General features: G+C 37.5%; 25 protein-coding genes and 1 pseudogene. 14 read left to right on the plus strand and 12 right to left on the minus strand.

Annotated features, from left to right (window positions below; translation table 11 throughout):
- Nucleotides 1-10: 10 nt before the first annotated feature.
- Together ABIB40_RS06860 and porW are read right to left on the minus strand one after the other, a co-directional pair.
- Nucleotides 11-2248 carry a transglycosylase domain-containing protein gene (locus ABIB40_RS06860; protein WP_354357339.1) on the minus strand — a complete coding sequence of 746 codons (2238 nt, stop codon included), beginning with the start codon at nt 2246-2248 and terminating at the stop codon, nt 11-13.
- A 54-nt stretch (nt 2249-2302) separates the two neighbouring features.
- A complete protein-coding gene (gene porW, locus ABIB40_RS06865) occupies nt 2303-5107 on the minus strand; it encodes a type IX secretion system periplasmic lipoprotein PorW/SprE (RefSeq protein ID WP_354357341.1) in 2805 nt (934 codons plus the stop codon).
- Nucleotides 5108-5215: 108 nt separating this feature from the next.
- Between porW and ABIB40_RS06870 the strand changes: the two genes are divergently transcribed.
- The 8 genes from ABIB40_RS06870 (at nt 5216) to atpG (ending at nt 11541) form a co-directional block, all read left to right on the plus strand.
- Entirely contained in the window at nt 5216-5440 is a 225-nt protein-coding gene (locus tag ABIB40_RS06870; RefSeq protein WP_354357343.1) for an AtpZ/AtpI family protein, read from the plus strand.
- A 228-nt stretch (nt 5441-5668) separates the two neighbouring features.
- A complete protein-coding gene (locus ABIB40_RS06875) occupies nt 5669-6058 on the plus strand; it encodes a hypothetical protein (RefSeq protein ID WP_354357345.1) in 390 nt (129 codons plus the stop codon).
- Between the two features lie 14 nt (nt 6059-6072).
- Nucleotides 6073-7239 (plus strand): F0F1 ATP synthase subunit A, encoded by a 1167-nt coding sequence (gene atpB / locus ABIB40_RS06880; protein ID WP_354357347.1) that lies wholly within the window; start codon nt 6073-6075, stop codon nt 7237-7239.
- Nucleotides 7240-7281: 42 nt separating this feature from the next.
- The gene (gene atpE, locus ABIB40_RS06885; protein WP_354357349.1) at nt 7282-7497 is read left to right on the plus strand and encodes an ATP synthase F0 subunit C; all 216 of its coding nucleotides are present in this window, start codon (nt 7282-7284) and stop codon (nt 7495-7497) included.
- Between the two features lie 86 nt (nt 7498-7583).
- Nucleotides 7584-8078, plus strand: a complete 495-nt coding sequence (gene atpF, locus ABIB40_RS06890; RefSeq protein WP_354357351.1) for a F0F1 ATP synthase subunit B — start codon at nt 7584-7586, stop codon at nt 8076-8078.
- 86 nt (nt 8079-8164) lie between these two features.
- Entirely contained in the window at nt 8165-8704 is a 540-nt protein-coding gene (gene atpH / locus ABIB40_RS06895; RefSeq protein ID WP_354357353.1) for an ATP synthase F1 subunit delta, read from the plus strand.
- A gap of 194 nt (nt 8705-8898) precedes the next feature.
- The gene (atpA, locus tag ABIB40_RS06900) at nt 8899-10473 is read left to right on the plus strand and encodes a F0F1 ATP synthase subunit alpha (protein ID WP_354357355.1); all 1575 of its coding nucleotides are present in this window, start codon (nt 8899-8901) and stop codon (nt 10471-10473) included.
- Nucleotides 10474-10653: 180 nt separating this feature from the next.
- Nucleotides 10654-11541, plus strand: coding sequence for an ATP synthase F1 subunit gamma (gene atpG, locus ABIB40_RS06905; RefSeq protein WP_354357357.1), 888 nt, complete (start codon nt 10654-10656; stop codon nt 11539-11541).
- Nucleotides 11542-11818: 277 nt separating this feature from the next.
- Here atpG and ABIB40_RS06910 read toward each other — a convergent pair whose 3' ends face one another.
- The 8 genes and pseudogenes from ABIB40_RS06910 to ABIB40_RS06945 all read right to left on the minus strand — a co-directional run bounded on the left by ABIB40_RS06910 (nt 11819) and on the right by ABIB40_RS06945 (nt 17291).
- Entirely contained in the window at nt 11819-12889 is a 1071-nt protein-coding gene (locus ABIB40_RS06910; protein WP_354357359.1) for an HNH endonuclease, read from the minus strand.
- The gene (locus ABIB40_RS06915; protein ID WP_354357361.1) at nt 12870-13919 is read right to left on the minus strand and encodes a DNA adenine methylase; all 1050 of its coding nucleotides are present in this window, start codon (nt 13917-13919) and stop codon (nt 12870-12872) included. The genes ABIB40_RS06910 and ABIB40_RS06915 overlap by 20 nt, the downstream gene beginning before the upstream one ends.
- A complete protein-coding gene (locus ABIB40_RS06920; protein ID WP_354357363.1) occupies nt 13912-14910 on the minus strand; it encodes a DNA cytosine methyltransferase in 999 nt (332 codons plus the stop codon). Before ABIB40_RS06920 ends, ABIB40_RS06915 begins: the two co-directional genes overlap by 8 nt.
- Nucleotides 14907-15230: a helix-turn-helix domain-containing protein gene (locus tag ABIB40_RS06925; RefSeq protein ID WP_354357365.1), complete on the minus strand. Its 324-nt coding sequence runs from the start codon at nt 15228-15230 to the stop codon at nt 14907-14909. Before ABIB40_RS06925 ends, ABIB40_RS06920 begins: the two co-directional genes overlap by 4 nt.
- A 287-nt stretch (nt 15231-15517) precedes the next feature.
- Nucleotides 15518-16036 carry a class I SAM-dependent methyltransferase gene (locus ABIB40_RS06930; RefSeq protein ID WP_354357367.1) on the minus strand — a complete coding sequence of 173 codons (519 nt, stop codon included), beginning with the start codon at nt 16034-16036 and terminating at the stop codon, nt 15518-15520.
- A gap of 21 nt (nt 16037-16057) precedes the next feature.
- A pseudogene (locus tag ABIB40_RS06935) lies at nt 16058-16168 on the minus strand (hypothetical protein); the annotation flags it as partial.
- Between the two features lie 111 nt (nt 16169-16279).
- On the minus strand, nt 16280-16510 hold the full coding sequence (locus ABIB40_RS06940; protein WP_354357369.1) for a hypothetical protein: 231 nt from the start codon (nt 16508-16510) through the stop codon (nt 16280-16282).
- Nucleotides 16497-17291, minus strand: a complete 795-nt coding sequence (locus ABIB40_RS06945) for a hypothetical protein (protein WP_354357371.1) — start codon at nt 17289-17291, stop codon at nt 16497-16499. Before ABIB40_RS06945 ends, ABIB40_RS06940 begins: the two co-directional genes overlap by 14 nt.
- 334 nt (nt 17292-17625) lie before the next feature.
- On the opposite strand from ABIB40_RS06945, the gene ABIB40_RS06950 reads away from it, so the two are divergent.
- From ABIB40_RS06950 to ABIB40_RS06960, 3 genes are read left to right on the plus strand one after another with little or no spacing between them, the layout of a single operon-like run.
- The gene (locus tag ABIB40_RS06950; RefSeq protein WP_354357373.1) at nt 17626-18480 is read left to right on the plus strand and encodes a UDP-2,3-diacylglucosamine diphosphatase; all 855 of its coding nucleotides are present in this window, start codon (nt 17626-17628) and stop codon (nt 18478-18480) included.
- On the plus strand, nt 18477-19553 hold the full coding sequence (locus ABIB40_RS06955; RefSeq protein WP_354357375.1) for a glycosyltransferase family protein: 1077 nt from the start codon (nt 18477-18479) through the stop codon (nt 19551-19553). Before ABIB40_RS06950 ends, ABIB40_RS06955 begins: the two co-directional genes overlap by 4 nt.
- Before the next feature lie 9 nt (nt 19554-19562).
- Nucleotides 19563-20951 (plus strand): GH1 family beta-glucosidase, encoded by a 1389-nt coding sequence (locus ABIB40_RS06960; protein ID WP_354357377.1) that lies wholly within the window; start codon nt 19563-19565, stop codon nt 20949-20951.
- A gap of 67 nt (nt 20952-21018) precedes the next feature.
- On the opposite strand, the gene ABIB40_RS06965 is transcribed toward ABIB40_RS06960, so the two are convergent.
- Nucleotides 21019-21408 (minus strand): VOC family protein, encoded by a 390-nt coding sequence (locus ABIB40_RS06965; RefSeq protein WP_354357379.1) that lies wholly within the window; start codon nt 21406-21408, stop codon nt 21019-21021.
- Nucleotides 21409-21701: 293 nt separating this feature from the next.
- Here ABIB40_RS06965 and ABIB40_RS06970 point away from each other — a divergent pair, with 293 nt between their 5' ends.
- From ABIB40_RS06970 to ABIB40_RS06980, 3 genes are all read left to right on the plus strand, one after another.
- Entirely contained in the window at nt 21702-22472 is a 771-nt protein-coding gene (locus ABIB40_RS06970; protein ID WP_354357381.1) for a 5'-nucleotidase, lipoprotein e(P4) family, read from the plus strand.
- Between the two features lie 57 nt (nt 22473-22529).
- Nucleotides 22530-22748, plus strand: coding sequence for a hypothetical protein (locus ABIB40_RS06975; RefSeq protein ID WP_354357383.1), 219 nt, complete (start codon nt 22530-22532; stop codon nt 22746-22748).
- Between the two features lie 262 nt (nt 22749-23010).
- A complete protein-coding gene (locus ABIB40_RS06980; RefSeq protein ID WP_354357385.1) occupies nt 23011-23868 on the plus strand; it encodes a DUF4349 domain-containing protein in 858 nt (285 codons plus the stop codon).
- Between the two features lie 66 nt (nt 23869-23934).
- On the opposite strand, the gene ruvC is transcribed toward ABIB40_RS06980, so the two are convergent.
- A complete protein-coding gene (gene ruvC / locus ABIB40_RS06985; RefSeq protein ID WP_354357496.1) occupies nt 23935-24522 on the minus strand; it encodes a crossover junction endodeoxyribonuclease RuvC in 588 nt (195 codons plus the stop codon).
- Nucleotides 24523-24559 lie beyond the last annotated feature (37 nt).

Genomic DNA, 24559 nt, shown 5'->3' on the forward strand with positions numbered 1-24559 from the left:
GTTCAGTTCCCTAAAACCCCAGTCTCTCGTCCAAATCGCTAGTTGGTGCTTCCTCTTGTTTTTGGTAAACGCTGCAATCGTAAATGATGGACACACCGCTTTTTGGTGGTTCGAAATCGGCTTTACTTATTTTTAAATCCGGATTTGCATAAACCCTTTTTATAAACCCGGCAAAAATTGGGAGTGCAGTATTTGCGCCTTCGCCCTGCCTAGTGCTTATAAAATGGAAAGCTCGATCTTCGCAACCGGTCCAAACTCCTGTAACCAATTGTGGCGTAATAGCCATAAACCAACCGTCAGAATTATTTTGTGTGGTCCCTGTTTTTCCGCCGATTGGTGTATTTACTTTGTATTTATAGCTAAGCCTGGATCCGGTTCCATTGGTTACTACGCCACGCAACATCCGGGTCATTACGTAGGCAACTTCTTCGCTCATAACCGGTTTTGGAATTTCCTTTTGAGAAAACAATACCACGCCATTTTTATCTTCCACTTTTAAAAGGTAAATGGGTTTGGTGTAATAACCCTTGTTTGCAAACGTGCCATAAGCGCCAACCATGTTAAAAATGGAAGCATCAAAAGAGCCCAAAGCAATAGAAGGATATGCGGGCACATTTGGAATACCCATTTTTGTTGCAAGGTTAGAAACTGCAACCGGCCCAACTTGTTTCATAAGATAGGCAGTAATGTAGTTTTGTGAAAAGGCTAATGCTTTTTGTATGGTCAGCGTACCTTGTATTGTGCCAGATGATTTTGGTGTCCACGGAGCGCCGTAACCATCTATAGTTACCGGTACATTTGGTACGGTATAACATGGAGAAAAACCATTCTCAACCGCTACAGCATAAGTAAAAGGTTTAGCGGTCGAACCTACTTGCCTGGTTCCCATTTGCACCTGATCGTATTTAAAATGCTCGAAATTTATGCCTCCCACCCAAGCTTTTACATGGCCATTTTCTGGATCCATAGACATCATTGCATTGCGCAACAGCATCTTGTAATAGCGTACAGAATCAATCGGTCGCATGGTGGTGTCAATATCCCCTTTCCAGGTAAAAATACTAAGCTCAGTTGGCGTGTTAAAGTCTTTTTTAATTTCCTCATCGGTTTTACCGTTCAGCTTAGCTTCTTTATATCGGTCAGAGCGTTTTATGCCCTGTTCAATTTGCAATTCTTTATCCTTAAACGGATTTCTTCCTTTCCAGCTCTTTATAAATTCTTGCTGTAAAACTTTCATATACTCTTTTTGTGCCTCTTCTGCATATATCTGCATGTCGTAATTAAGCGTAGTATATATTTTCAACCCATCTCTATCTAGGTCATAAGCACTCCCGTCTGGCTTGTTGATGGCTTGCTCTTGAAAAATCTTTTTAATATCTCCTTTTAACACCGTTCTAAAATAAGGGGCAACACCGTCGTTTACGGTAGCCGCATTAAAGTCTAAGTTTAAAGGTTGTTGCTTTTTCTTATCGTAATCCTGTTGGGTAAGCGTACCGTTCTTTACCATTAAAAACAAAACAGTATTTCTGCGAGCCAAAGACCGCTCTGGATGCCGAGTTGGAGAATACATAGTAATGCCCTTTTGCATACCTACCAACGTAGCTGCTTGAGGGACAGTTAATTTATCGGTTGATGTGTTAAAATAAACCCGTGCTGCAGATTTTATACCGTAGGCTTGGTTACCAAAAGCTACCGTATTTAGGTACATGGTGATAATCTCTTCTTTGGTATAATTACGTTCTAATTTAACAGCAACAATCCATTCTTTAAACTTTTGCATCACACGTTTAAAGAAATTTCGTTCTCTGGCTTTTTCAGAGAAGAGATTTAGGGCCAGTTGTTGGGTAATGGTACTGGCACCTTGTTTTTTGCCTATCAAATTATAAAAAATGATGGCAAACGTACGCTTAAAATCAATTCCGCTATGCTCTTTAAATCTGGTGTCTTCTGTTGCAATCAATGCATTGATTACATTTGGAGAGATTTGTTTATAAGATACATTCGATCTGTTTTGCACAAAATAAGTGCCGATAGTCTTGCCATTTTCGGCTAAAATTTCTGAAGCTTGGTTACTTTTTGGGTGTTCTATATCTCTAAAAGACGGTAGAGCGCCGAAAGAGCCAACGCCAACCAAGGTGATAAAAAGTGCAAATATAGAAATGCAACCAAGCAGTACCTTCCAAATTCTTAGGTTGTATCTTTTGGTGTCGGAGGAAGTTAGATTATTTTTGCTATTTTTATTGATCATTTTTAATAAAATCTGCCAGTGGCGATAAATGTAAAGTCGTGCTGAAAATGTGCGTTAATAATTTTCCCTATAAAACTCCAAGTAGCTGTCAATCCGCTTTCTATCTAGTAGTTTCTCGAAGTTTTCCTTGCTGATGATAAACGTCTCGTAGTTATTATTGGGCACTTTCATTATTTTATTCAATTGATTTTTGATGCTGCTTTCGTAAATTTTTGCGTCAGACAAATCTACAAAACTATTTATATAGATCAGTTGGTCATCATCTAACTCTATCAATTTATGCACCAAATCATTGTCGGGATAATTACCTCTATTAAATTGCCCGATACCAAAACGCGAAGAACTTACCGTTAGCGTGGCATCTCTAACATCTATTACATAATAATATTCGGCAGAAACAGCTGTGCTGAATATACTGGGTTTCTTTATCGATAAAGTTGTTGTTGCCGAATCTGTTTTGGGCAAAAATGCTGTTTTAGAATTATTTGCCTTATCGGCGATTTGACCAGCAGGTGGCTGAACAATCTTTGTTGGTTTAGCAGTGCTGCTAGGGCGCGGTTTTCCATCTATGACAGAAGACAAAGGATCCCGCGCATTTTCATCGAAATCTAACAAGGCAACTGTTCGCTGTTCAAAATCTGCCAAATGGGTATTTATATATTCTAGCTGACTACGAACCAATGGAACTACAACCTTATCATCTGGATACTTTTGGTCGATTTTATTAAATGCATCAATAAGCATCGGGACTTTAGAAGTTCGACCGATAGACAAAGCTTTTAAATAGGCAAACTGAGGGTCGATTTCACTTTCTGGGTGTGCCAAAAAATAGAATGAAACAGAATCAATTACTCCTTTATAATTCTTGCCAATAAATTTGTGATATAGGTTTTCGTAAGTTTTTTTCGCAGTATCTAACAAAGCATCCTGCTTGCTCGCATAATAAGGATCTCTAATGGTTTTGGCATAATCAGAATTTGGAAATGATGTTAAAACTTCATCCCTATATACATTTGCTTTTAATTCATCTTTGCCCTTATTGCTTAAATACAAACTATATAAAATAGCTGGTCGATGATTGTTGTTCGGGAACCTCGCCAATAAAATCTGATACACTTTAGCTGCTTCTTCTTTATCGTTTAGCTCCTGCTGATAAAAACTTGCAATTTCATAATAGGCATCGATAATTTTCTGATTGGAAACTTTCAGCAAACTGTCTGTTGTTGGCAGGGCCGATAGGTATTCTGTTTCCAAATCGTTTGGTTTGGTGGTGCCGAAATCGGTAGAATCGGCTAACGGTTTCGCCGCTAATATTACATCGCCACCGGCTAAAATTTGATTGTTTTGTTGTGCAGAAGACTGAATGCTTTGGCGCCAATTGTCTTGCAAAGTTCTATTTCCCCATCTAATTTTAAAATCTGTAAATCCTTTGCTTACGGCCGCAGGATTACTAAAATAAAAAGTACTGCCGTTGCCCACAGATGGATTTGGAAGATCGTTATCTTGAAGGAGAAAGGCATTGTTCGCTATTGCAGGGTTTTGTGCGAGGTTGTTTCTACCATTCAACGTATCAATTTCTTTCTGTACGAAACGATGGATGTTTGGTTTCCTCTCTTCCAAGGGTAATTTCGCTATAAATTGTAAGGTGTCTTGTACATCGATTAGCGTATACCTATCGGTTAAATATTGCAAGTTGGCTGCTTTTTTTGCGATTTTGTTGTAATCATTAAAACTCTTTGGTAGAATATTTACCGCGCTATCGTAATAGAGTTTCGCTTTGCGATAGTTTTTGAGTTGGGCAAAATTTACGTTTGCGATGTTTAAATAAGATAAAGCCTTTTGGTTGATGTTATTCGTGCTACTTTGAACTGATTTTTCGAAATAAAATTCAGCTTTGCTAAAATCTCCTTTTTGGGCAAATAATTCTCCAATTTGGCCATAAATCTGGTCAATGTAGTCTGCATTTTTATCATCCTTCACCAATCGAAGCAGTTCTTTTTCCTCGTCAATTTGTTTACCGCTAATCTGTGCCCTTATTTTAATGCGCTGTAAATTTGCCTGGAAATACATCTCAAACGGTCCATTACTGCGCGCTACGTTGGTGAAGTTTTTAAAAGCATCTTGTATGTTGTTTTGTTTCTGTTGCAGTTGAGCCAAAATAAACCGCCACCTAATTTTAAGAAGCCGATCATTACCTTTCCGCAGCGCTTCTTGCAGCAGTACGGCAGCCTCATTATACCTGTTTTGGTAAATACGCAGTTGAGCAGATGTTGCCTGTGGTTCTGCTAAACTTTTTTTATAATCCTTTGAAACAAGAAACAACGTGTCTAAAATTTTATCTGCGTTGCCAAGATTGTTCAGTTCCATTTGGCTGCGCGCTTTCCAGTCGAGCGCCGTAATCACTGTTTTCTTATCTTTTGCGAAGGTTTTTGCTGCATAATCGAAATAGGCAGATGCAGCAAAGTAATTACCTTTTAAATAACTGGCCTTACCTAGAAGCAAATATGCATCATCCACATAGTCGCTATAACTTTTCTCATTAATAATGGCTTGAGCTTTTTTTATAACCTCATCTAACGGCTTATTTGGTGCATCTGGAAGCAGTACGAGCTCTTTTTGTGGCGGCGGATCTAAGTAAATAGGTAAGATGGTTTGATAATTGTCTCGATAGCTTTGCTGTAAACCGATATTATAATCAGCCAGCAATACCTTTGCATTATAGATATAGTTATATCTTGCAGTTAAGTTTTGCAACTTCCTACTAACTGCGGTATCTTTGGGCGTAATACATCCAGAGCAAAATATCAGGCAGATTAAAAACCAAGGAACGTTAATAGTTATTTCTGAGGCTTTTTTCAAGAGGTTTAACAGATTTTTAATTACTTGAAGTAGATTTTTATACTTTTAAAAGAATAATTTTGTCGAGATAAGACATTTTCAAAGTTAACGTAAATATTTAATTTAAAAATGGAAAACAAAAAGGAGGAGGAGCAGGGCAAAAAAATGGGTAACCTAGCAAAATTTTCAGCGATAGGGTTTCAAATGATTGCCACTATTGGGCTTTTTACTTTTATTGGTTACCAGATCGACGAACATCGAGAAAGCAGAACACCAATAATTACGGCTGGCTTTGCACTGGTCGGCGTTGCTATTTCTCTTTATCAGTCCATTAAACAAGCTACCAAGGAATAAAAAAGAAAGTGATACGTTTTACGTGGTAAGTTTTAAGTGAAGGTGTGATGCGTTCAAGAGCAAAGAGTAAAAAAGAAAGTGATACGTTTTACGTGGTAAGTTTTAAGTAAAGGTAAAGGTAAAGGCATGCAACTAGCCACCTAAACAACTAAGCGCACAAGCACCTAACCAACTAACCGCCTAACCATCTAACCAACAGACCCCCTAAACAACTAACCATTAAAGTAAATGTCGCTATCCAAATTCACCAGTTATTATTTTATCTTAATCGGCATTTTACTCGGTGTTGTGTTCTTACTAGATCAATTTGTTCCCCGTACGCAACTATTTGTGCCAAAATTTTGGCTAATTTTCGGGTTTTTGGCGGGCATAACGTATATCGCTTATGTATTGGTAGCCGTAGGTATAAAACGCGACCCGCAAATGGGCGTTATGGCCATTATGGGTGCAAATGCCGTGAAATTGCTTTTTTGCATGGGATTTGTGCTTGTTTACACTTTAAAAGTACCTGGAAATACTACTATTTTCCTCGCTAACTTTTTTTCTTTATATTTATTGTTTTCTGTCTTTGAAATTTACTGTTTGTTGTTTAACTTGCGCCACCAAAAATTAAAGTAAAAAACTGCCAATAAATGGATTGTAACCGAGTTTTTGTATGTAAAGTTAAAAGGCAAACTGTCGTATTTACGCTTTTTATAGCACTTTTTTCGTTTCAATTTAATGCTTTTGCTCAAAATGAGCCAACTCAAAACCCTGTGGATAGTACTGTTGCCCTAACTAGCGCCGTTGCTGCTGGAGAACAAAAAGAGGGCAAACATGGCGAAGAAAAATTTGAGCCGACCAAAGTTATTATGGAGCACATAGCCGATTCGCATGGTTGGCATTTGGGTGGACACATCACTTTACCCTTACCTGTAATTTTATACACACCACAGGGCATGGAGATTTTTTCTTCTGGGAACTTCCAACATGGAGAAGAAGATTATCAAGGGAAATACAATAAATATCGTTTGGTTACTGGTTTGGAGCAGAGTTTGTACAAAAATATGTTTAACAAAAACATAAAGGTGGTTAGGGCAGACGGCAAAATAGATGAAGCAACTTCTGATTCGGTGATTGATCTTTCCATTACTAAGAATGTTGCAGCCATGTTTGTTTCTATGGCGGTGCTTTTATTAGTATTTATTCCAGTTGCAAACTCTTACAAGAAACGTGTAGGCAAGTCGCCCAGAGGTTTACAGTCTTTCTTAGAGCCTGTTTTTGTATTTGTGAGGGATGATATTGCTAAACCAAACATAGGCCATAACTTCTCGAAATTTATGCCGTACCTGCTTACGGTGTTCTTTTTTATTCTGGTAAACAATTTGATGGGTTTGGTGCCTATCTTTCCGGGCAGTGCGAACGTAACAGGTAACATTGCCCTTACCTTTGTGTTGGCCGTTGGCACGTTGCTTTTGGTAAATATTAACGGCAACAAATATTATTGGAAACATATTTTAATGCCCGATGTTCCTTTTTGGTTATTTCCAATTATGGTCATTGTAGAGCTGGTTGGCGTAATCTCTAAGCCTTTCGCCTTAATGATACGTCTGTTTGCCAACATTACAGCAGGGCACATTATTGTGTTGAGCTTAATTTCGTTGATATTTATTTTCGAAACTGTTGCCATGGCGCCGGTTTCAGTGGCATTCGTAATTTTTATGGATGTGTTAGAAATATTGGTAGCGTTTTTACAGGCTTTTATTTTTACCTTGCTTACCGCCCTTTTTATTGGGATGGCGGTGGAGGAGCATCATTAAATTTTTAAACTATTTTTTACAAATTATATAAATAAATTAGTTATGGTAGGTTCAATCGCAGCACTTGGTGCTGGTTTAGCAGTAATTGGCGCAGGTATCGGTATCGGCCAAGTAGGTGGTAAGGCAATGGAAGGTATTGCTCGTCAACCAGAGGCTGCATCAAAAATTCAAACTGCTATGATTATTGCAGCGGCTCTAATTGAGGGTGTTGCTTTATTCGGCGTGGTAGTTGCATTATTGGGTAATAACCCTTCGTAATTCGCAACTTAAATTTTAGGTCGGTGTTTAGCGATTGGCTGAATACCGACCTTAATTAAAAGAACATTTAAAAAACACAACATAAAATGGAATTAGTTACCCCAACCTTTGGTTTGGTTATTTGGACCACGGTTTCTTTTATCTTTTTAGTAATTTTGTTGCGAGTTTTTGCATGGAAGCCGATTATGGGAGCCATACACGACCGAGAACAAAGCATAGACGAGGCTTTGAATAAAGCTGAGTTGGCTAAGTTACAAATGACAAAGTTAACTGCCCAAAATCAAGAGCTGATGCTGCAAACCCGTGCAGAGCGCGATGAGATTTTGAAAGAAGCTAAAATATTGAAAGACAACATTCTGCATGAAGCCAAGAAGCAAGCGCAAGATGAAGGAGCAAAGCTTATCGCAAAAGCCAAAATAGAAATAGAGAACCAAAAGAAAGCTGCGTTAATTGAAGTTAAAAACCAGGTTTCTGCGCTATCTTTAGAGATTGCCGAACGTGTATTGCGCAAGCAATTAGACGATAAGGGAAAACAAGAAACTTTGGTAGAAAGCTTGTTGAAAGACGTTAATATGAACTAAAAATTAGATTTGAGACAATAGATATGAGATTTGAGACGATGTCCAATTTCTCACATCTCACATCTCACATTTCACAACTAAAATAAATGTCAGAAATTACAGTTGCCAGTAGATACGCAAAAGCCTTAATAGACTTAGCCCAAGAGAACAATTCTTTAGAGGCTACGTATGCTGATATGGTTGCTTTTGAAAAAGTGGTTGATGATAACCCCGTGTTAGAAGCGGTTTTGAAAAACCCAATTATTCCCTTAGATAAAAAGAAGGGAATTGTGCAGGAGATTTTTAGCGGTCAATTAAGCAAGGTGAGCGGTTCGTTTTTAAACATTGTGATAAATAAGGGACGTTCTGCAATTTTGTTTGAAACTTCTAAGCAGTTTGTTCGCCAGTACAATAAAATTAAGGGCGTGGTAACAGCACATGTTACCTCTGCAATTGTATTAAGCAATACCGCAAAGCAAGAAATAGTTGATTTGGTTAAAAAGGACTTTGCAGCTAACAAAGTGATTGTAGAAGAGAAAGTAAACGCAGATTTAATTGGCGGATTTATTTTGAGGGTGGGAGATAGGCAATTTGACGGTAGCATTAGCCACGGTTTAGATAAATTGCGGAAAGAGCTTGGTGTATAGTTTTTGCGTTAAGAACGTTAAATCGTTAAGAGCGTTTAGAGCGTTGGATAGGTTTAACCGAAGAACCAGCGCCTTAAAAACATAAACCCGATAGCAGCGGAAAGCGCCATTTTTTTTGGCCTTGCAGCGGATAGCGGGACTGAAATAAGATAAGAGTACAGGAACAACATTTACAAAAAGATATAAACATAATTATGGTAGAGGTAAGACCAGACGAAGTATCGGCCATCATCAGACAGCAATTGGCAGGCTTCAAATCAGAAACCGAACTGGAAGAAGTGGGTACCGTATTGCAAGTAGGCGATGGTATTGCGCGTGTTTTCGGTTTGTCGGCAGTGCAATCTGGAGAGTTGGTGGAGTTTGAGAACGGCTTGCAGGGCATTGTACTAAATCTTGAAGAAGACAACGTTGGTGTGGTTTTACTGGGCCCGTCAGATGGAATTTCTGAAGGCGATACCGTTAAACGTACCAAAAAAATTGCGTCTATTAACGTAGGCGAAGGCATGTTGGGCAGGGTGGTAAACACACTTGGCGAGCCAATGGATGGTAAAGGGCCGATTTTAGGTCAGACGTATGAAATGCCGTTGGAGCGTAAAGCACCAGGTGTAATTTATCGTCAGCCGGTTACCGAGCCATTGCAAACAGGTATTAAAGCTATTGATGCAATGATTCCGATTGGCCGTGGACAACGTGAGTTGGTTATTGGCGATCGGCAGATCGGCAAATCGGCCGTATGTATCGATACCATTATCAACCAAAAAGAATTTTACGAAGCTGGGCAACCGGTATTTTGTATCTATGTAGCCATCGGGCAGAAAAACTCTACCGTAGCTAACGTTGTGCGTACTTTAGAAGAAAACGGCGCAATGCCGTACACGGTCGTAGTTGCGGCATCGGCAGCTGATCCAGCACCTTTGCAGTTTTACGCTCCATTTGCGGGTGCCGCCATTGGCGAATTCTTTAGAGATACAGGTAGGCCTGCATTGATTGTTTATGATGATTTATCTAAACAAGCAGTTGCCTATAGAGAGGTTTCATTATTATTGCGTAGACCTCCGGGTCGTGAAGCATATCCTGGTGATGTGTTTTATCTACACAGTCGTTTATTAGAACGCGCTGCAAAGATCAACCAAAACGATGAGATTGCGCAGGCAATGAACGATTTGCCGCCATCTATAAAAAATATTGTTAAAGGTGGAGGTTCGTTAACGGCTTTGCCGATTATAGAAACCCAAGCTGGAGATGTTTCGGCCTATATTCCAACCAACGTAATTTCTATTACCGACGGACAGATCTTCTTGGAGTCTAACTTGTTTAACGCAGGTATTCGTCCGGCCATTAACGTAGGTATTTCGGTATCTCGGGTGGGTGGTAATGCGCAGATCAAGTCGATGAAGAAAGTTGCAGGTACGTTAAAATTAGATCAAGCACAATACCGCGAGTTAGAGGCATTCTCTAAATTCGGATCTGATTTAGATGCAGCAACAAAATCTGTGTTAGATAAAGGTGCACGTAACGTGCAGATTCTTAAACAAGCACAATTTTCGCCAGTGCCTGTAGAAAAGCAAGTGGCTATTGTGTACGCCGGAACGAAGAATTTAATGCGTGCGGTGCCTGTAGCTAAAGTTAAAGAATTTGAGAACGAATATTTAACACAATTGGAAATGCGTTATCCAGATACGTTAAAGGCTCTTAAGGCCGGCAAGCTGGATGATGAGATTACAGGTGTGTTAGAAAAAGTAGCGAAAGAAGTTTCGGAGAAATATTAATATAGTATCGAGTAGTTAGTATCAAGTATCAAGACCGGCGTTGTGCACAATCTTGCTACTTGCTACTCACAAAAAAGAAGTTTTGGAAAAGTAAAATTAGTATCAAGTATTTAGTATTTAGACTAAGCGTTATGCATAAGTCTTGCTACTTGATACTTGTTTCTTGATACTCAATAAACAATGGCAAATTTAAAAGAAGTAAGAAACCGTATTGGATCGGTGCAATCCACACAGCAGATCACCAAAGCCATGAAAATGGTTTCGGCCGCAAAGTTGAAACGCGCTACCAATGCCATTACCGCTTTGCGACCTTATGCAAATAAGCTTAAAGAAATTTTAGCCAATCTTTCTATCACTTTAGAAGATTTCGCATCGCCATTTATACAAGAGCGTGTGCCAAACAAGGTGCTTATTGTAACCGTTTCGTCTAACAGGGGCTTGGCTGGTGCGTTTAACTTAAACGTAATTAAGGCAACCAATTTGCTAATCAACCAGAAATACAATGAACAGTTTCAGCGTGGCGATGTAAGCATCATTTCTATCGGCAAGAAAACACAAGATTTCTTTGAGAAGCGTAAATATAACGTTATTGGCAACAACAACGAGGTATATACAGATTTGACTTTCGAAAATGTAACTACCATTACCAACACAATTTTAGACGGTTTCGAAAAAGGTAAATTTGATAGGGTAGAGCTGGTGTACAATGCCTTTAAAAATGCGGCGGTACAGGTAATAACGACCGAGCAACTTTTGCCTTTACCAAAGGCCGATATCGACGCCATCGAAAACAAGGGCACTACGGTAGATTATATTTTAGAACCTTCGCAAGATGAAATTGTTGAAGAATTGATTCCTAAATCGGTTAAAATCCAATTGTACAAAGCAGTGTTAGATTCGCATGCGGCAGAGCACGGCGCACGTATGACATCGATGGATAAGGCAACAGAAAATGCTGGAGATTTGTTAAAATCGTTAAAGTTGGCGTACAACCAAGCACGTCAGGCGGCAATTACAACAGAATTAACAGAAATTGTAAGTGGCGCAGCAGCGTTGCAGGGTAATTAAAATAATGGAATCGTTATGTTGAGCCTGCGAAACATTTCACATGTAGGGTCTGATTTCTGATTACATTTCACACAAAATACAAAGCCCATTTCTTAATTGAGATGGGCTTTTTTGTAGAGTTGATTTTTGATTTCGAATTATTTGGGCGCTTTACAACGTTCTCACACGCCATCTACCGTATTTTTATTTGGATGGAGGAGCCAAATAAAGGATGCCGTTTCTGTCGTTAGCGCGAAGATTTATTGAGAAACTGGCGATACGCAAACTGATTCGAGCTTTATGAGATACTATCAATTGTGAACATCAAATTTCTATGGTGTGCTAAGTATTTCGTTCTGTGAATATTTAATACTGTTTTTTCGAGCCTGTAGTTTTTCCAGAATCTTTTTACGTCTTCAGAAACTCTTTTCGAAAACAGCATTTCTCCGTCATCGGTAAAGGAAATGTATTTTAAATCAAAAAGAGAATCGACTGTTCGGCTTAATAACAGGCCGTTGTTTGGATCGTAAGCTTCATTTTCGTCTGACTGGATAAAAGGTTTGATATGACTTGCAATTAAAACCGGATAACAGAGTTTTTCTAAAACGCACATCGGATAGCCATATAGCTCCTCACATTCTTCTTGTAATTGATTTTTGTACAGCCTGTGAAGATAGGGGTCTCTTCGCTTTATGATTGCTTTTAGGTCTTCGCCGAAAATTTGTTGTGCGTCTTCTTTAAAATATAAGTCATCTTTAACAAAAACCAAATCATCCAATTTGCCCAAAAGATTATATAAATAGGCCACCTGATTATATTTTCGACTGACGAAATCTTCATCTTTTGCTTTTTTAACATATTCTTGAAGTTCGTAAGCTGTTAAAAATGGTTCGGTGCGCGCTTCGATATCAACGAGCATAAGCGCAATGATTTCGTCTTTGGATAATTTGCCCTGTTCTATCAGAGTTTGAATTAAGAAATTAATTTGCTTAATCGAAGAGTTTTTATTGACTGCCCGATTAAAGCTGGAATTTGAATAGACAATTTTTGAGAGCAGGGTTTCTCGTTTCCTATTGGTTTTTGCGTTTATGTAATCATGAACTTGTGGATGATAAGAAAGTAAAAATGGATTGATAAATCCTAACTTTACAAGCTGATTGATTGACTTTCTGACCGATATTAAACTTATTGGATTAACTTTCGCTACAGCGAGCTGTAGGCGAGAATATTTTGTCTCAGCATATTCTTCCTTTAAATATTTGTCAACGAAATTAACACATGTTTTGAGTGTGTCTAAAAACTTCCTGCCGTTATAGTCTGTAAAAGCATTTGTCAGTTTCCAATATTCTTCATAATTCTGCTGCTGCATAATTTTCTGTGGAGTGTTCTTGATAGAATTGGTTTTTTGCTATGAATAAATATTCTGTATTCCTTTCTTTTTTCTCTTTCCCCGTGATTTTATAAACGTGCTTTTTTTCCATAACCTGAACATCACTCGTATATTTATTCAACAAATATAAAAGTTCGTGTTTAGAAAGGTAAGATGAATTATTGAAGCTTAAATACCAGTATTTGAAGTTGGATAACCTCGCAAATAGCTTATCAAATAAGGCAACCGCGCTATTCTTATCTGTAAAATTATTTTTGAACGGCTCTGTTTTTTTAGATGCAATAAAGTTGTCAACCAAGCCATAAAAACTGAAATAATTATTCATCGTACCTGTATACGGTGGATCTAAATAAATTATATCTGCTTGGACTTTGTTCAATAAATCAAAAACATCTTCATTATAAGCTCTGTTATCTTTTGAATTGCTAAAAACAGCATTGTTATAATCATCAAGATTTTTGAGAAAATGAAGTTTGAAAGTTTGGTTGTGATACGCTCGTTTACGCTTGTATTTTTCATAACTGTATTCTTCGTCTCTCAACTGTACAATTTTATCCCAGTTAAGATTAAAACGAGAGTATGGCATCTTTCTGATCATCGCGCGTCTCATTAACGACAGGGCAAGTGATTGCTTTTCATCAGAATCTAGTTTTTTTATGTTTTCACGATACAAATCAAGTTGGCAACATTCGTCAGGATAAAAATATACTTCAGAATAATTAGCAAACATAAAGCCTTTAAAAGGACTTCCCGAAAAAATCAACTTTATATCTTCTGCATTCAATAAAATGTGGTTGTTTTTTATCAAAGCATTTGCAATATGGTAATTAACTTGTAAAACATCATTGGTATATACTTCCAATCCCCTGTATTTTGCCTCATAGCTTAATGAGCAACCTCCAGAAAAAGCATCAAATAATGTTTTTGCATCTGTTGGAAACTGATCACAGATCCATTTTGCAATCTTCTCTTTATTGCCAATATAATTAACTTTTGGATACTTAAACATTTTGGCTCATTTTAAAAATTACCTCTGCAATTGCCTCTGCCATTTTTGGCGGAACCGAATTGCCAACCTGTTGCTGTTGAGAAATTCTATTTCCTTTAAAGACAAAATCGTCTGGAAAGGACTGTAATTTTGCAAGCTCTCGAACGGTTAGCGCTCTATTTTGTTCATAATGAAATATCTTCCGCATATCGCCGGTTACGCAAACTGCGGGTTTTTCACTTGCATATTTGATGTACTTTCTAACATCACCAGATTTTGGCCTAAATTCCAAAGGAATTTCAGTCCTGTCTCCTCCATCACTCACGTAGCTCATTTTGGCCAACATTTGTTCTGAGTGAGACATGGCGATATGATTTGGGATTATAGACTCTTCGCCAGATTTTAACTTTGGGTATTCTGATAGCGCTTCTTTAACAGATACATATTGTTCTACTTCTTTCTTTGGAAATATTATTTTTTGTTCTGTTTTTGTTCCGATGAAAATTACTCTTTTTCTTATTTGCGGAACACCGAAATCTGCTGAATTAAGTATTTGGCAATCTACCTTATAGCCGAGTTGTTCAAAGTCTTTAATTATTTCCTTTCTGGTTGTACCGTTGTTGTGGTTGTATAACCTCGCTACATTTTCCATCACAAAAAACTTTGGCCGAATGATGCCCACTACTCTAGCAAATTCTTTGAATAACCTGTTTCTTGGATCTTCAATAAATTTTCTACCAATATTGCCTGCAATGCTGAAGCCTTGACATGGCGGACCGCCAATAATTACATCAATTTCATCAAACTCTTTAAAGTATTTTATTTCTGACTCGGTCATTTTACAAATGTCTTTCTGAATAAGCTGATGGTTTTTGAAGTTGTACTTGTAGGTTTGGCAAAAACTAGGTTCGACATCAATTGAAAAAATATTTTGAAATCCTTTATTTTCAAAACCGAGGGAAAATCCCCCTGCTCCGGAAAACAGATCTATATATTTTAGTTTTTTGTTCATAAATCCAGTTCGGCTTGGGTAACGTTTTTACTCTTCAAATAATTAGCTGCATCTTCGGCAACTGAAAAAATGGAATCTGAACATTTATATTTAAATGCTTCTTGTGCAAATTTGTCTGCAAAAAATAAATCGGTTACGGTTTGCGCGTCCAATTCAAACAAGTTGGAAAGTGACTTGAGTTTAGATTTGCTGAATTTTTGAGTACCATTTTCAATTCTGCTAATTGCACTGGAATTTATGCCAATTTTTCTTCCGAATTCAGTCTGCGTCCATTCTCGTTTTTCTCTTTCTTTTTTTAAGAAGGTTCCGAAGTTTAACATTTTTAAAGTTTATAAAAAAAGGTTTGATTCATATATAGCAAATGTAATGATAATTTGCGAATTTTGCATCAAGTTTTTTATCGGACAGTTTATCCCCGCTAAAACACACGTTGCTCTGCTACATCGTTCTAAGTTGTTCATGTCTAGATTCTTAATTTAGCTGATGTTGTTTTAAAGCTCAATATCCAAAAATATTCCAGATTAAAAAAATGGACATCAGTCGCAATATTTGATAAGATTTCTCTCAAAAAAAATTCTGTAGAAAAGTTTTTCAACACAAGGTGAGTTTATCCGTTCTCAAGCTTTCTTGTTTGATAAGTGTTGCCGACTTTGTCGGTTTGACTAATTGGCCGACTGCTGCCTTGAACAAAGTTGTTATCCATAAAAACAACTGTTCCACCAGGCAATACAAGTTCATTCACTTTCTTAAGAAGGTCTTGAATGTTTTGGAGCAGAATGTGGCTCCAAATAAAACCACCAAATAAACTTTCATATTCGTTTTTAAAGTTAAGTTCGAAAAGATCTGAAAGTAGAAATGTTACTTTCTTGGTTGAAATTTTTTTTGCTCGGGCGACTTCTAGAACTTTTTTGCCAACATCTGTTGCAAGAATGGAAGTTGCGGTTTGAGCGATCTTTTCTGTCCAATAGCCGGTGCCACAAGCAATTTCTAAAACGGTTTTGTTTGCAAGTAGTTCTTGTAAAATCATTGTAGAACGTTTCAGGTCTTCTTTCCGTTCTGGCTTTGCGTAAACCCTTTCGTATTCTTTGGCTCTTTGCTCATAATACGTTGCTAAATCCCTGTTCATATTATGCTTGCTCTAATTTCATTAATGGCATTGCAAGGTAAATTCAATCTGCTCAGATTTCTCATCATAAAAAACATAAACTAAACCAATGTCTCCCCACATTAGTCCCGCGTTGTCTTCTGAATCTATTTGAAATAGATTTTCATGGGATTTCCCTCTTTATCTTTTGGAGTAGATTCTCCCTAAATCTATATTGCACACCTATCTCCAAATATTTTTTTCCAAAAACTCATTTTTCCAATTCTATTTTTCTAGTGCCAATTCCATTTTTTCCTTAAAGGCTTTTGGCTCATCTACGTGGAGAGCGATTGTCTTAAATCTTTTTCTCAATCCATACAATCCGGTCAACACATATTCTTTTTTTACGCTGATGATTAGGTTATGAGCTTCCATTTTTCCAAGAGGCGAAAGTTTTCTAGATAGATCATCTATTTCAAAATCCTTGCTCGAAAGTTCGATGCTATCTATCGGCAAGTAAAATAGCCACTTCGTTTATCATTCCATACCTCAAGATCAAATGTTCGCCATCAATTGCAATTGGTCTTTTTGAGAGGGATTTTGCAAAGCCAAACACCTGAACAGCGGTATATGCACTTATTGCAGTTAATACCCACGCTGCGGTTATGCTCCATCGCGTAAGCAGAAAATGAAAGGCTACTGTTTCTACTGTAATAACAAGAATAAATGCTCCGATTAAGGCTGGTGTTCCGCTGTTTTTGTGATAGCTAAACTCGTTTTCTTTTATTGGTGCTTTCTTCCAATTTATAAATCCGTAATAAAAAACGGCGATTTCCGTGGCGAATATCAGGGCGAGTTTTTTTGGAAGCACTTCGTTGCAGCAACTTTTCAAAATGTTAAAAAAATCTAGGCTAGGGTTAGGTAAGGCTTTGTTTCTTTTAATAACATTACCAAATTTAACCGCCACAAACGCTAATAGGGTAAGTTCGAAAAGAGGAAATATCCAAGTTCTAAAGAGTGTTAAATAGGTTTGGCTTTCTTTTAGTAAAAAGTAGAAGCCAATTAAAACGCCAATTAAGATTACGGGGATAATTGTTGCTTTCTTAATCTCAGATTTACGAATGAGAAGAAAGTAAACAAGAGGAACGCTGATTAATGAATCGAACGTAACTGCTAAGCTTAAAACATGGGTTTCTTTAAAGATTGCTGTTTTGGTTAGGAGAATAAGGGCCGCAAAAAGAATTGACGGCAAGCCATAATTGAGGAGGCTACGGTTAATTGACAGTTTGTTAATCATGCGTTGGACTTGAATAATTAAAGGTATAAAAATTAATGTCTTCATCACGTTTCTTCGAAGAAGCGTCTACGGGACTTTACACTTGGTTTTTCACAGGAGACAGTTTTTAATAAACTTCAAAAAATCATAACAATCGCTTAATAATGAGGTAACGTTTTCATCATATACAAAACCTTACTTTACATAAAAATACTGTTACGCATATTTTGTTTACCCATAAACTCCATGTTATGAAAACAGTTTCTTATTACTCTCAGAGAATTATTGTTCGAATCTTTCTCCCGCGATTATCGGTTTTTTGTTTTCCTGTTAAAGTTTTCAACCTGCACCTCTAATGCAAAAGAAAGGAAAACGCAAAATCGAATTGCTAGTAATTAGTGATGTGCATTTGGGCACTTATGGTTGTCAGGCAAAGCAACTTTTTTCTTACCTCAGTTCCATCAAGCCAAAAACCGTAATCCTTAACGGAGACATTATTGATATATGGCAATTTAGTAAACGCTATTGGCCCAAAAGCCACATGAAGATTGTGAAATACATTATGGCTTGGATGGGTAGAGGCGTTAAGATTTATTATGTAACGGGCAACCACGATGAGATGCTTAGGAAATTCGCAGGGTTTAAAATGGGGTCGTTTCGCATTGTAAACAAAGTAGTGCTGCCGCTCTCGGGCGATAAAATTGCATGGTTTTTTCATGGCGATGTTTTTGACGTAACCATGCAGCATTCTAAATGGTTGGCAAAACTTGGTGCTATTGGCTATGATACGTTGATAGTTATTAATACGTTTGCAAATTTCATTTCAGAAAAGATATTTAAGAGGGGAAAGTTATCTCTTTCTAAAAAAATTAAGAATAGTGTAAAAAGCGCTGTTAAATTCATCAACAACTTTGAAACCACTGCGGCTAATATTGGCATCTCCAATAATTACGATTACGTGGTATGCGGCCATATTCATCATCCAGAAATGCGGGAGATTAAAAATGAACATGGATCCATTCTTTATTTAAATTCTGGCGATTGGGTAGAAAATCTTACCGCACTAGAGTATAATGAAGGCAAATGGACACTTTATAAATACAACGAAGCAGATTTGCCCGAAGACATAGAAGAAGAGGAGGATGAGCCCGGAGATAAGGAACTTTTTAACACCATGCTTAATGAATTTAATTTGATGAGCCAGCCATGAAAATTTTATATGCAATACAGGGCACAGGCAATGGCCATATAAGCAGGGCAAGAGACATCATTCCCGAGCTTCGAAAAAAAGGTGAGGTGGATATTTTGGTAAGTGGCACGGAAGCAGATGTTTTCCTTGGATTTCCAATAAAATACAAACTGAAGGGATTGAGCTTTGTTTTTGGTAAAAAAGGTGGTATTGATTTGGTATCGACTTATAAAAAAGCAAGACTTAAAAGGTTTTTCAAAGAAGTTAAAAACCTTCCTGTTAGAAATTATGACCTAGTTATAAACGATTTTGAGCCAGTAAGTGCTTGGGCTTGCTTTTTTAACCGTAAACAATGCATAAGCCTTAGCCACCAAGCTGCCGCGTTAAATATAAAAGCACCTCAGCCAGATAAAAAAGATAGGGTTGGAAAGGCAATTTTAAAAAAGTATGCACCAGTTACAGACGCGTATGGATTTCACTTTAAAGCTTATGCTGAAAACATCTTTACGCCAGTTATCCGAGAAGAAATAAGAAATGCCGATAATATTCAACTTCCTCATTATACAGTCTATCTACCCGCTTATAATGATAAAAGGATTATTAAAGTTCTGAAGGAAGTAAAAGAAATTGAATGGGAGGTTTTCTCGAAGCATACCAAAAAGCCATACAACGAAGAAAATATTAAAATAAGCCCGATAAATAACGAAGCTTTTATAAAAAGTATGCTTACCTGTACTGGAGTACTTTGTGGCGCCGGTTTTGAAACTCCTGCCGAAGCACTGTTTTTAAAAAAGAAGTTAATGGTTATACCAATGAAAGGACAATATGAGCAGCAGTGTAATGCAGCGGCTTTAAAAAAGATGGGAGTACCGGTTTTAAAAAAATTAAAAATAGAGAGGCTCGGGGATATATTGGCCTGGGTGCAAGAAGCCTGTGTTATTCAGGTTGATTATCCAAATATTACGCATAGCATAATTGATTCTATTTTTGACACTCATTTCAATAAAATTGCTCAGCCTTTAGTTCCCGAGCATAATTTGCATAACGAAACGAAGGTTGCTAAAATACACCTTGGCAATTTTTGCATCAAATAATAAGCTAGCATGTTGCTTTCAAACGAAGCCTTCGGAAATGATTTTACCTGGGGCGTTTCTACCGCCGCTTACCAAATTGAAGGTAAGGGCAATTCTAGTTTTACAGGGGAATCTATATGGGATGTATTTGTAAAAAAACGGGGAAAAATCTTTAAAAATCATACAGGAGATGTTGCCTGTGATTTTTACAACCGTTATGCAGAAGATATTGGTCTGATGGCTGAACTCAACATCTCTAACTATCGTTTTTCTATTTCGTGGAGCCGCATTTTTCCGCTCGGCATCGGCTCCGTAAGCCAAGATGGCATAACGTTTTATAACCGCATAATTGATCTTTGTTTGGCGCTTAACATCACCCCGTGGATTACTTTATATCATTGGGATTTACCTCAAGAACTGCAAAGAAAAGGAGGATGGGTTAACAGAGATATTATCAATTGGTTTTCTGAATTTACGGCATGTTGTGTCGAATATTTTGGAGACCGGGTAAAAAACTGGATGGTTTTAAACGAACCAATGGTTTTTACCGGGGCCGGATATTTTTTGGGTGTGCATGCGCCCGGAAAGAAAGGGCTTAGTAATTTTTTAGCGGCTGCACATCACGCCGCGTTATGCCAGTCTATGGCTGCTGCACTGATAAAATCGCTCCAACCGCAAAGTAATGTCGGCACTACTTTTTCGTGTTCGCACATAGAGCCGCATAGAAACACAACGCGGGATATTTTAGCAGCAAAAAAGGTAGATGCCTTATTAAATCGTTTTTTTATAGAACCACTGTTGGGTTTGGGCTATCCTACCAACGAGTTAAGATTATTGCGGCGTATCGAAAGATTCATCAAACCAGAGGATGAAAAAAATCTTGTCTTTAATATGGATTTTATCGGCGTGCAAAATTATACAAGAGAGGTTGTAAGGCATAGCTCTTTTAACCCTTATTTAAAAGCAAAATTAATTAAGGCTAATAAAAGAAATGTAGAAACTACGTTGATGAATTGGGAAGTATATCCTGAGTCTATTTATCACGTCTTAAAAAAATTTAGTAGTTATAAAAATATGCCTCCTTTAATGGTAACTGAAAATGGGGCAGCTTTTACTGATACGATACAAAATGGGCAAATACACGACATAAAACGTACCCAATACCTTAAAGATAATATTTCTCAATTGTTACGTGCAAAGCAAGAGGGCGTAAATGTTGCTGGTTACTTTATTTGGACATTCCTCGACAACTTTGAGTGGGCTGAAGGCTATCGCCCCCGTTTTGGGTTGGTGCATGTAGATTTTCAGACGCAAAAAAGAACTGTAAAATCTTCTGGGAACTGGTATGCTGATTTCTTAAGAAAAAAAGACGCTGCAGCTTTAAATAGTCTTTCCAAAATGAGCACCGAATCAGAATAGCTTTGTCCTTTAAAGGCTTTTTAAATTGTAGCCAGATGGTGTAAAATAAGGCGATAATAATTCAAATTTATCCCTTATAATCATGCATTTCACTAACAATCAAATAATACCCATCTAAATCTCTCAATGAAAATTCTTTCTTGGTAGAGTTTGGGTTTTGATGGATTTCTTGCTCAACGAGATAGTTTATCTTTTTTATGTTTGCCATAAACTGGCCCATATCATCTGTTCTGAAATACAAAATGAGGCCGTTTCCAGCTTGTATGGTTTGGTCCTCCATGGTTGGGTGTTCGTGTGTTCCCCATTCGTGCAGACATAACATCACGTTTTTGCTTTTATCAACCAAAACAGCAAAATTATTGCCCCCATGCGCATTTATCCAGTCAAATAGGTGGCAGTACCAAAGAGCGCTTTCTTGCACATTTTTAACTGCAATAATTGGGTCTATTTTTGTCATTACGTTTCTTTTTAAATAATGTGTAAAATACCTTTAACGGTTTAAAATTAACGAGTAAATTTAAGGGTTTATAATTTTGTTCGATGTTTTTTTGGTAGATGCGGTGCGTTAACGATAGGAGCGATATACTTTTATCCTACTTTTTTAGTAGGATAAAAGATTTAGTGGATAGCGTGTAAAAACGCCCAAAAACTGTTTAAAAAAAAATATTTTTCGAAACCAAATTTAAGATTACAAGAAGTTATTTACTAGAATTTTTTAGCTTTCAGCTATCTTTGTCGCGACAGTTTTTTATGATGAAAAAATATTCATTTTTAGTTTTGATTGGGCTACTGCCATGCTTTGCATTTGCACAAAGTCCAGCCAGAGATTTTACGAATGCGGTGCTTTGGCAACAGACTTCTGGCGAATACCGGGCGCTGTGTTTCCAAGCATTTAATTTTGCAAAACTTTCTTTAAAAGAGGCTTTATGGGCAGATACGAGTAAGTTGCCCAATTGTGTGGTGGTAGATATAGATGAAACGGTGTTGGATAATTCGGCTTTTCAGGGGCATGAAATTAAAAAGGGTTTGAGTTATACCTCGGCAGATTGGGCGGAATGGACAAGCTTGGCTCAGGCAGATACGGTTGCGGGAGCCTTGGCTTTTATAAAATTTGCTGCTTCGAAAAACATCGAAACTTTTTACGTGAGCAACCGCAACCAAAAGGATTATGCCGCAACTTTAAAAAATCTGCAAGAATTTGGTTTTCCATTTGCAGATGATGCGCACTTGATGGTATCTACCGGGTCGTCAAACAAAGAATTGCGTAGGCAAACCATTGCTAAAAACTATAACATTTTGCTTTTGTGTGGTGATAATTTAAGCGATTTTAGCAATATATTTTATCGAGAGGGAAAGGACACCAAAGAGCAGGTAGATCAAAACCAAGCGTTATTTGGAAACAAATTTATTTTGCTACCCAACCCAATGTACGGCGATTGGGAATCGGCATTGTATCTGGGTAAAAAACTAACAGATGCCGATAAGGCGAAACAACGCGAAGAGCACTTAAAAACTTATTAGCTTTTTATAAAATATCGGCAATAAGTGTTACTTTTACCGCAGTAAAATTATTAAGTAATGAGAGAAGAAACAAAGTACGAAAAAGAAAGTATGAAAACAGCGAACAATCCGAACATTTACGTTTGGTTGATCGTAGGTACAATTGTTGGCTTATTTGGTGCATTTTTTAGGTTTGTGCATGATAGCTTTACCTTCTCACTTATTTCTTGGATTTTTCTTTTTATCGGTGCAGCTATTGCCATACGTAGTGTATTTAAGATTTTGAACGCGGAGTAGTTTCTAGCGTTAAACATAAAAATACAGCCGAGCTTGTTAATACTTGCTCGGCTTTATTTGTGGATTTTTTTTAGAAAGATGCTCTTAATCACAGGTTTATGTTCGTCTTATTTTACATAACGGTTTCACGTTAAATTTCTTTTGGGTTACCAATCCCGAAAACGGGTATTAAACCATAAAAAGCCAATTGTTTAAAACGGCTTATCTTCTAATGGCCATTTGAAGGAAATTCTTTAAAATTTTAATCTTCTAATCAAAAATTATGAAAAGGAATTTAATTGCTTTGGCTATGCTATTGACTGTTCTTGGCTGCCAAAACGCTAAAAGAGGAAGTCAATCTCAAGATCAATCTTTGGAAAGTGCGAATCTTGCGCTTGACGATACCACAGCTGTCGCAAAAATTATTAAAACGGCAGACATGAACTTTAGAGTAAAAGATGTGCAAGCCACTAAAATTGCGCTTTCAAAAGATATTAGAGCTGCGGGAGGCCAGCTGGTAGGGTTTGAAATACAAAGTAGCATTAGAAAAACCGAAAAAGTGCGGCAGTCTCTAGATTCTTTGAAAGAAATTACCGCTTACAGAACAGAAGGAAGTTTAACGGCCAAAATTCCGGCCGATCAATTAGATGAGTTTACAAACTCTGTAGCGAAATTGGCGGTTTTTATCAATAGCCAATCTCTAAAAATGGATGACCAAAGTTTAAATTATTTGGCCAATAAACTTAAGGCACAGAATAACGCTAACGCAACCACAAAAATAGATGCGTTAACCAAAAAGAAAAGAGTAGACGTACAATCTGCTTTGGTGTTAAACGATAATTCTGTAGATCGGAAAATAGAAAACATGCAAATAAATCAACTCGTAAAGTTTAGTACCATTACATTGGCCTTCTATCAAGACAACACCATCCAAACAATGATGGTTGCAAACGATAATTTAGCCGATTATCGGCCGTCGTTCTTTAATAGGCTTTGGTTGAATGTGGTAGATGGTTGGGGTATTTTTAAAGAGATTATTCTTGTTTTGGCCAATATTTGGGTATTTATATTAATGGCTCTTGGGCTTATGTTTGGAATTAAATATTACAATGCGAGGAGGCGGCTAAGTAAAATTGCCTGATTGAACGGGCTCAATTGTTTTTTCGAGAATGATTGAGCTCATTTAGCTTTTTGTAAAAACAAAAATTTATTTCTTCAATTTTGGCGCTAAGCCTTTTATTTTGGATTTATTGTCGCTTGCAAAAGCCTCCCAACCAGAGTAAGATTTCCCGCTGCTTCCAGAACCAACTTTTTGGTAAGAATGGCAGAGCGCCACGGCCAGTCCATCGGTTGCATCTAAAAACTCTGGCGTTTCCTTAAAATTTAGTAAGCGTTGTAGCATGGCTGCCACTTGTTCTTTGCTTGCGTTTCCGTTCCCGGTGATGGATTGTTTTATTTTTCTAGGTGCATATTCTGTTACCGATATGTTTCTAGAGAGCGCTGCCGCAATTGCTGTTCCTTGTGCTCGGCCAAGTTTTAGCAGCACCTGAATGTTTTTACCATAAAAGGGCGCCTCAATAGCCAAAACATCTGGATGATATTGGTCGATCAGCACCAAAGTTTTTTCGAAAATGCGTTGAAGTTTTAAAAATGGATCATCGAGATGAGTCATCTTAACAGCGCCCAGGCTAACAAGCTCTGCTTTATTTCCTTTTTCTACAATAACTCCGTAACCCATTACCGCAGTACCCGGATCGATACCTAAAATAATCCTTTCCTTTTTTTCGCCCAACATTAACGCAATATTAAGCATATTTGCAAAAAGAACGACC

The organism is Pedobacter sp. UYP30, from assembly GCF_040547165.1.
Taxonomy (GTDB): Bacteria; Bacteroidota; Bacteroidia; order Sphingobacteriales; family Sphingobacteriaceae; genus Pedobacter.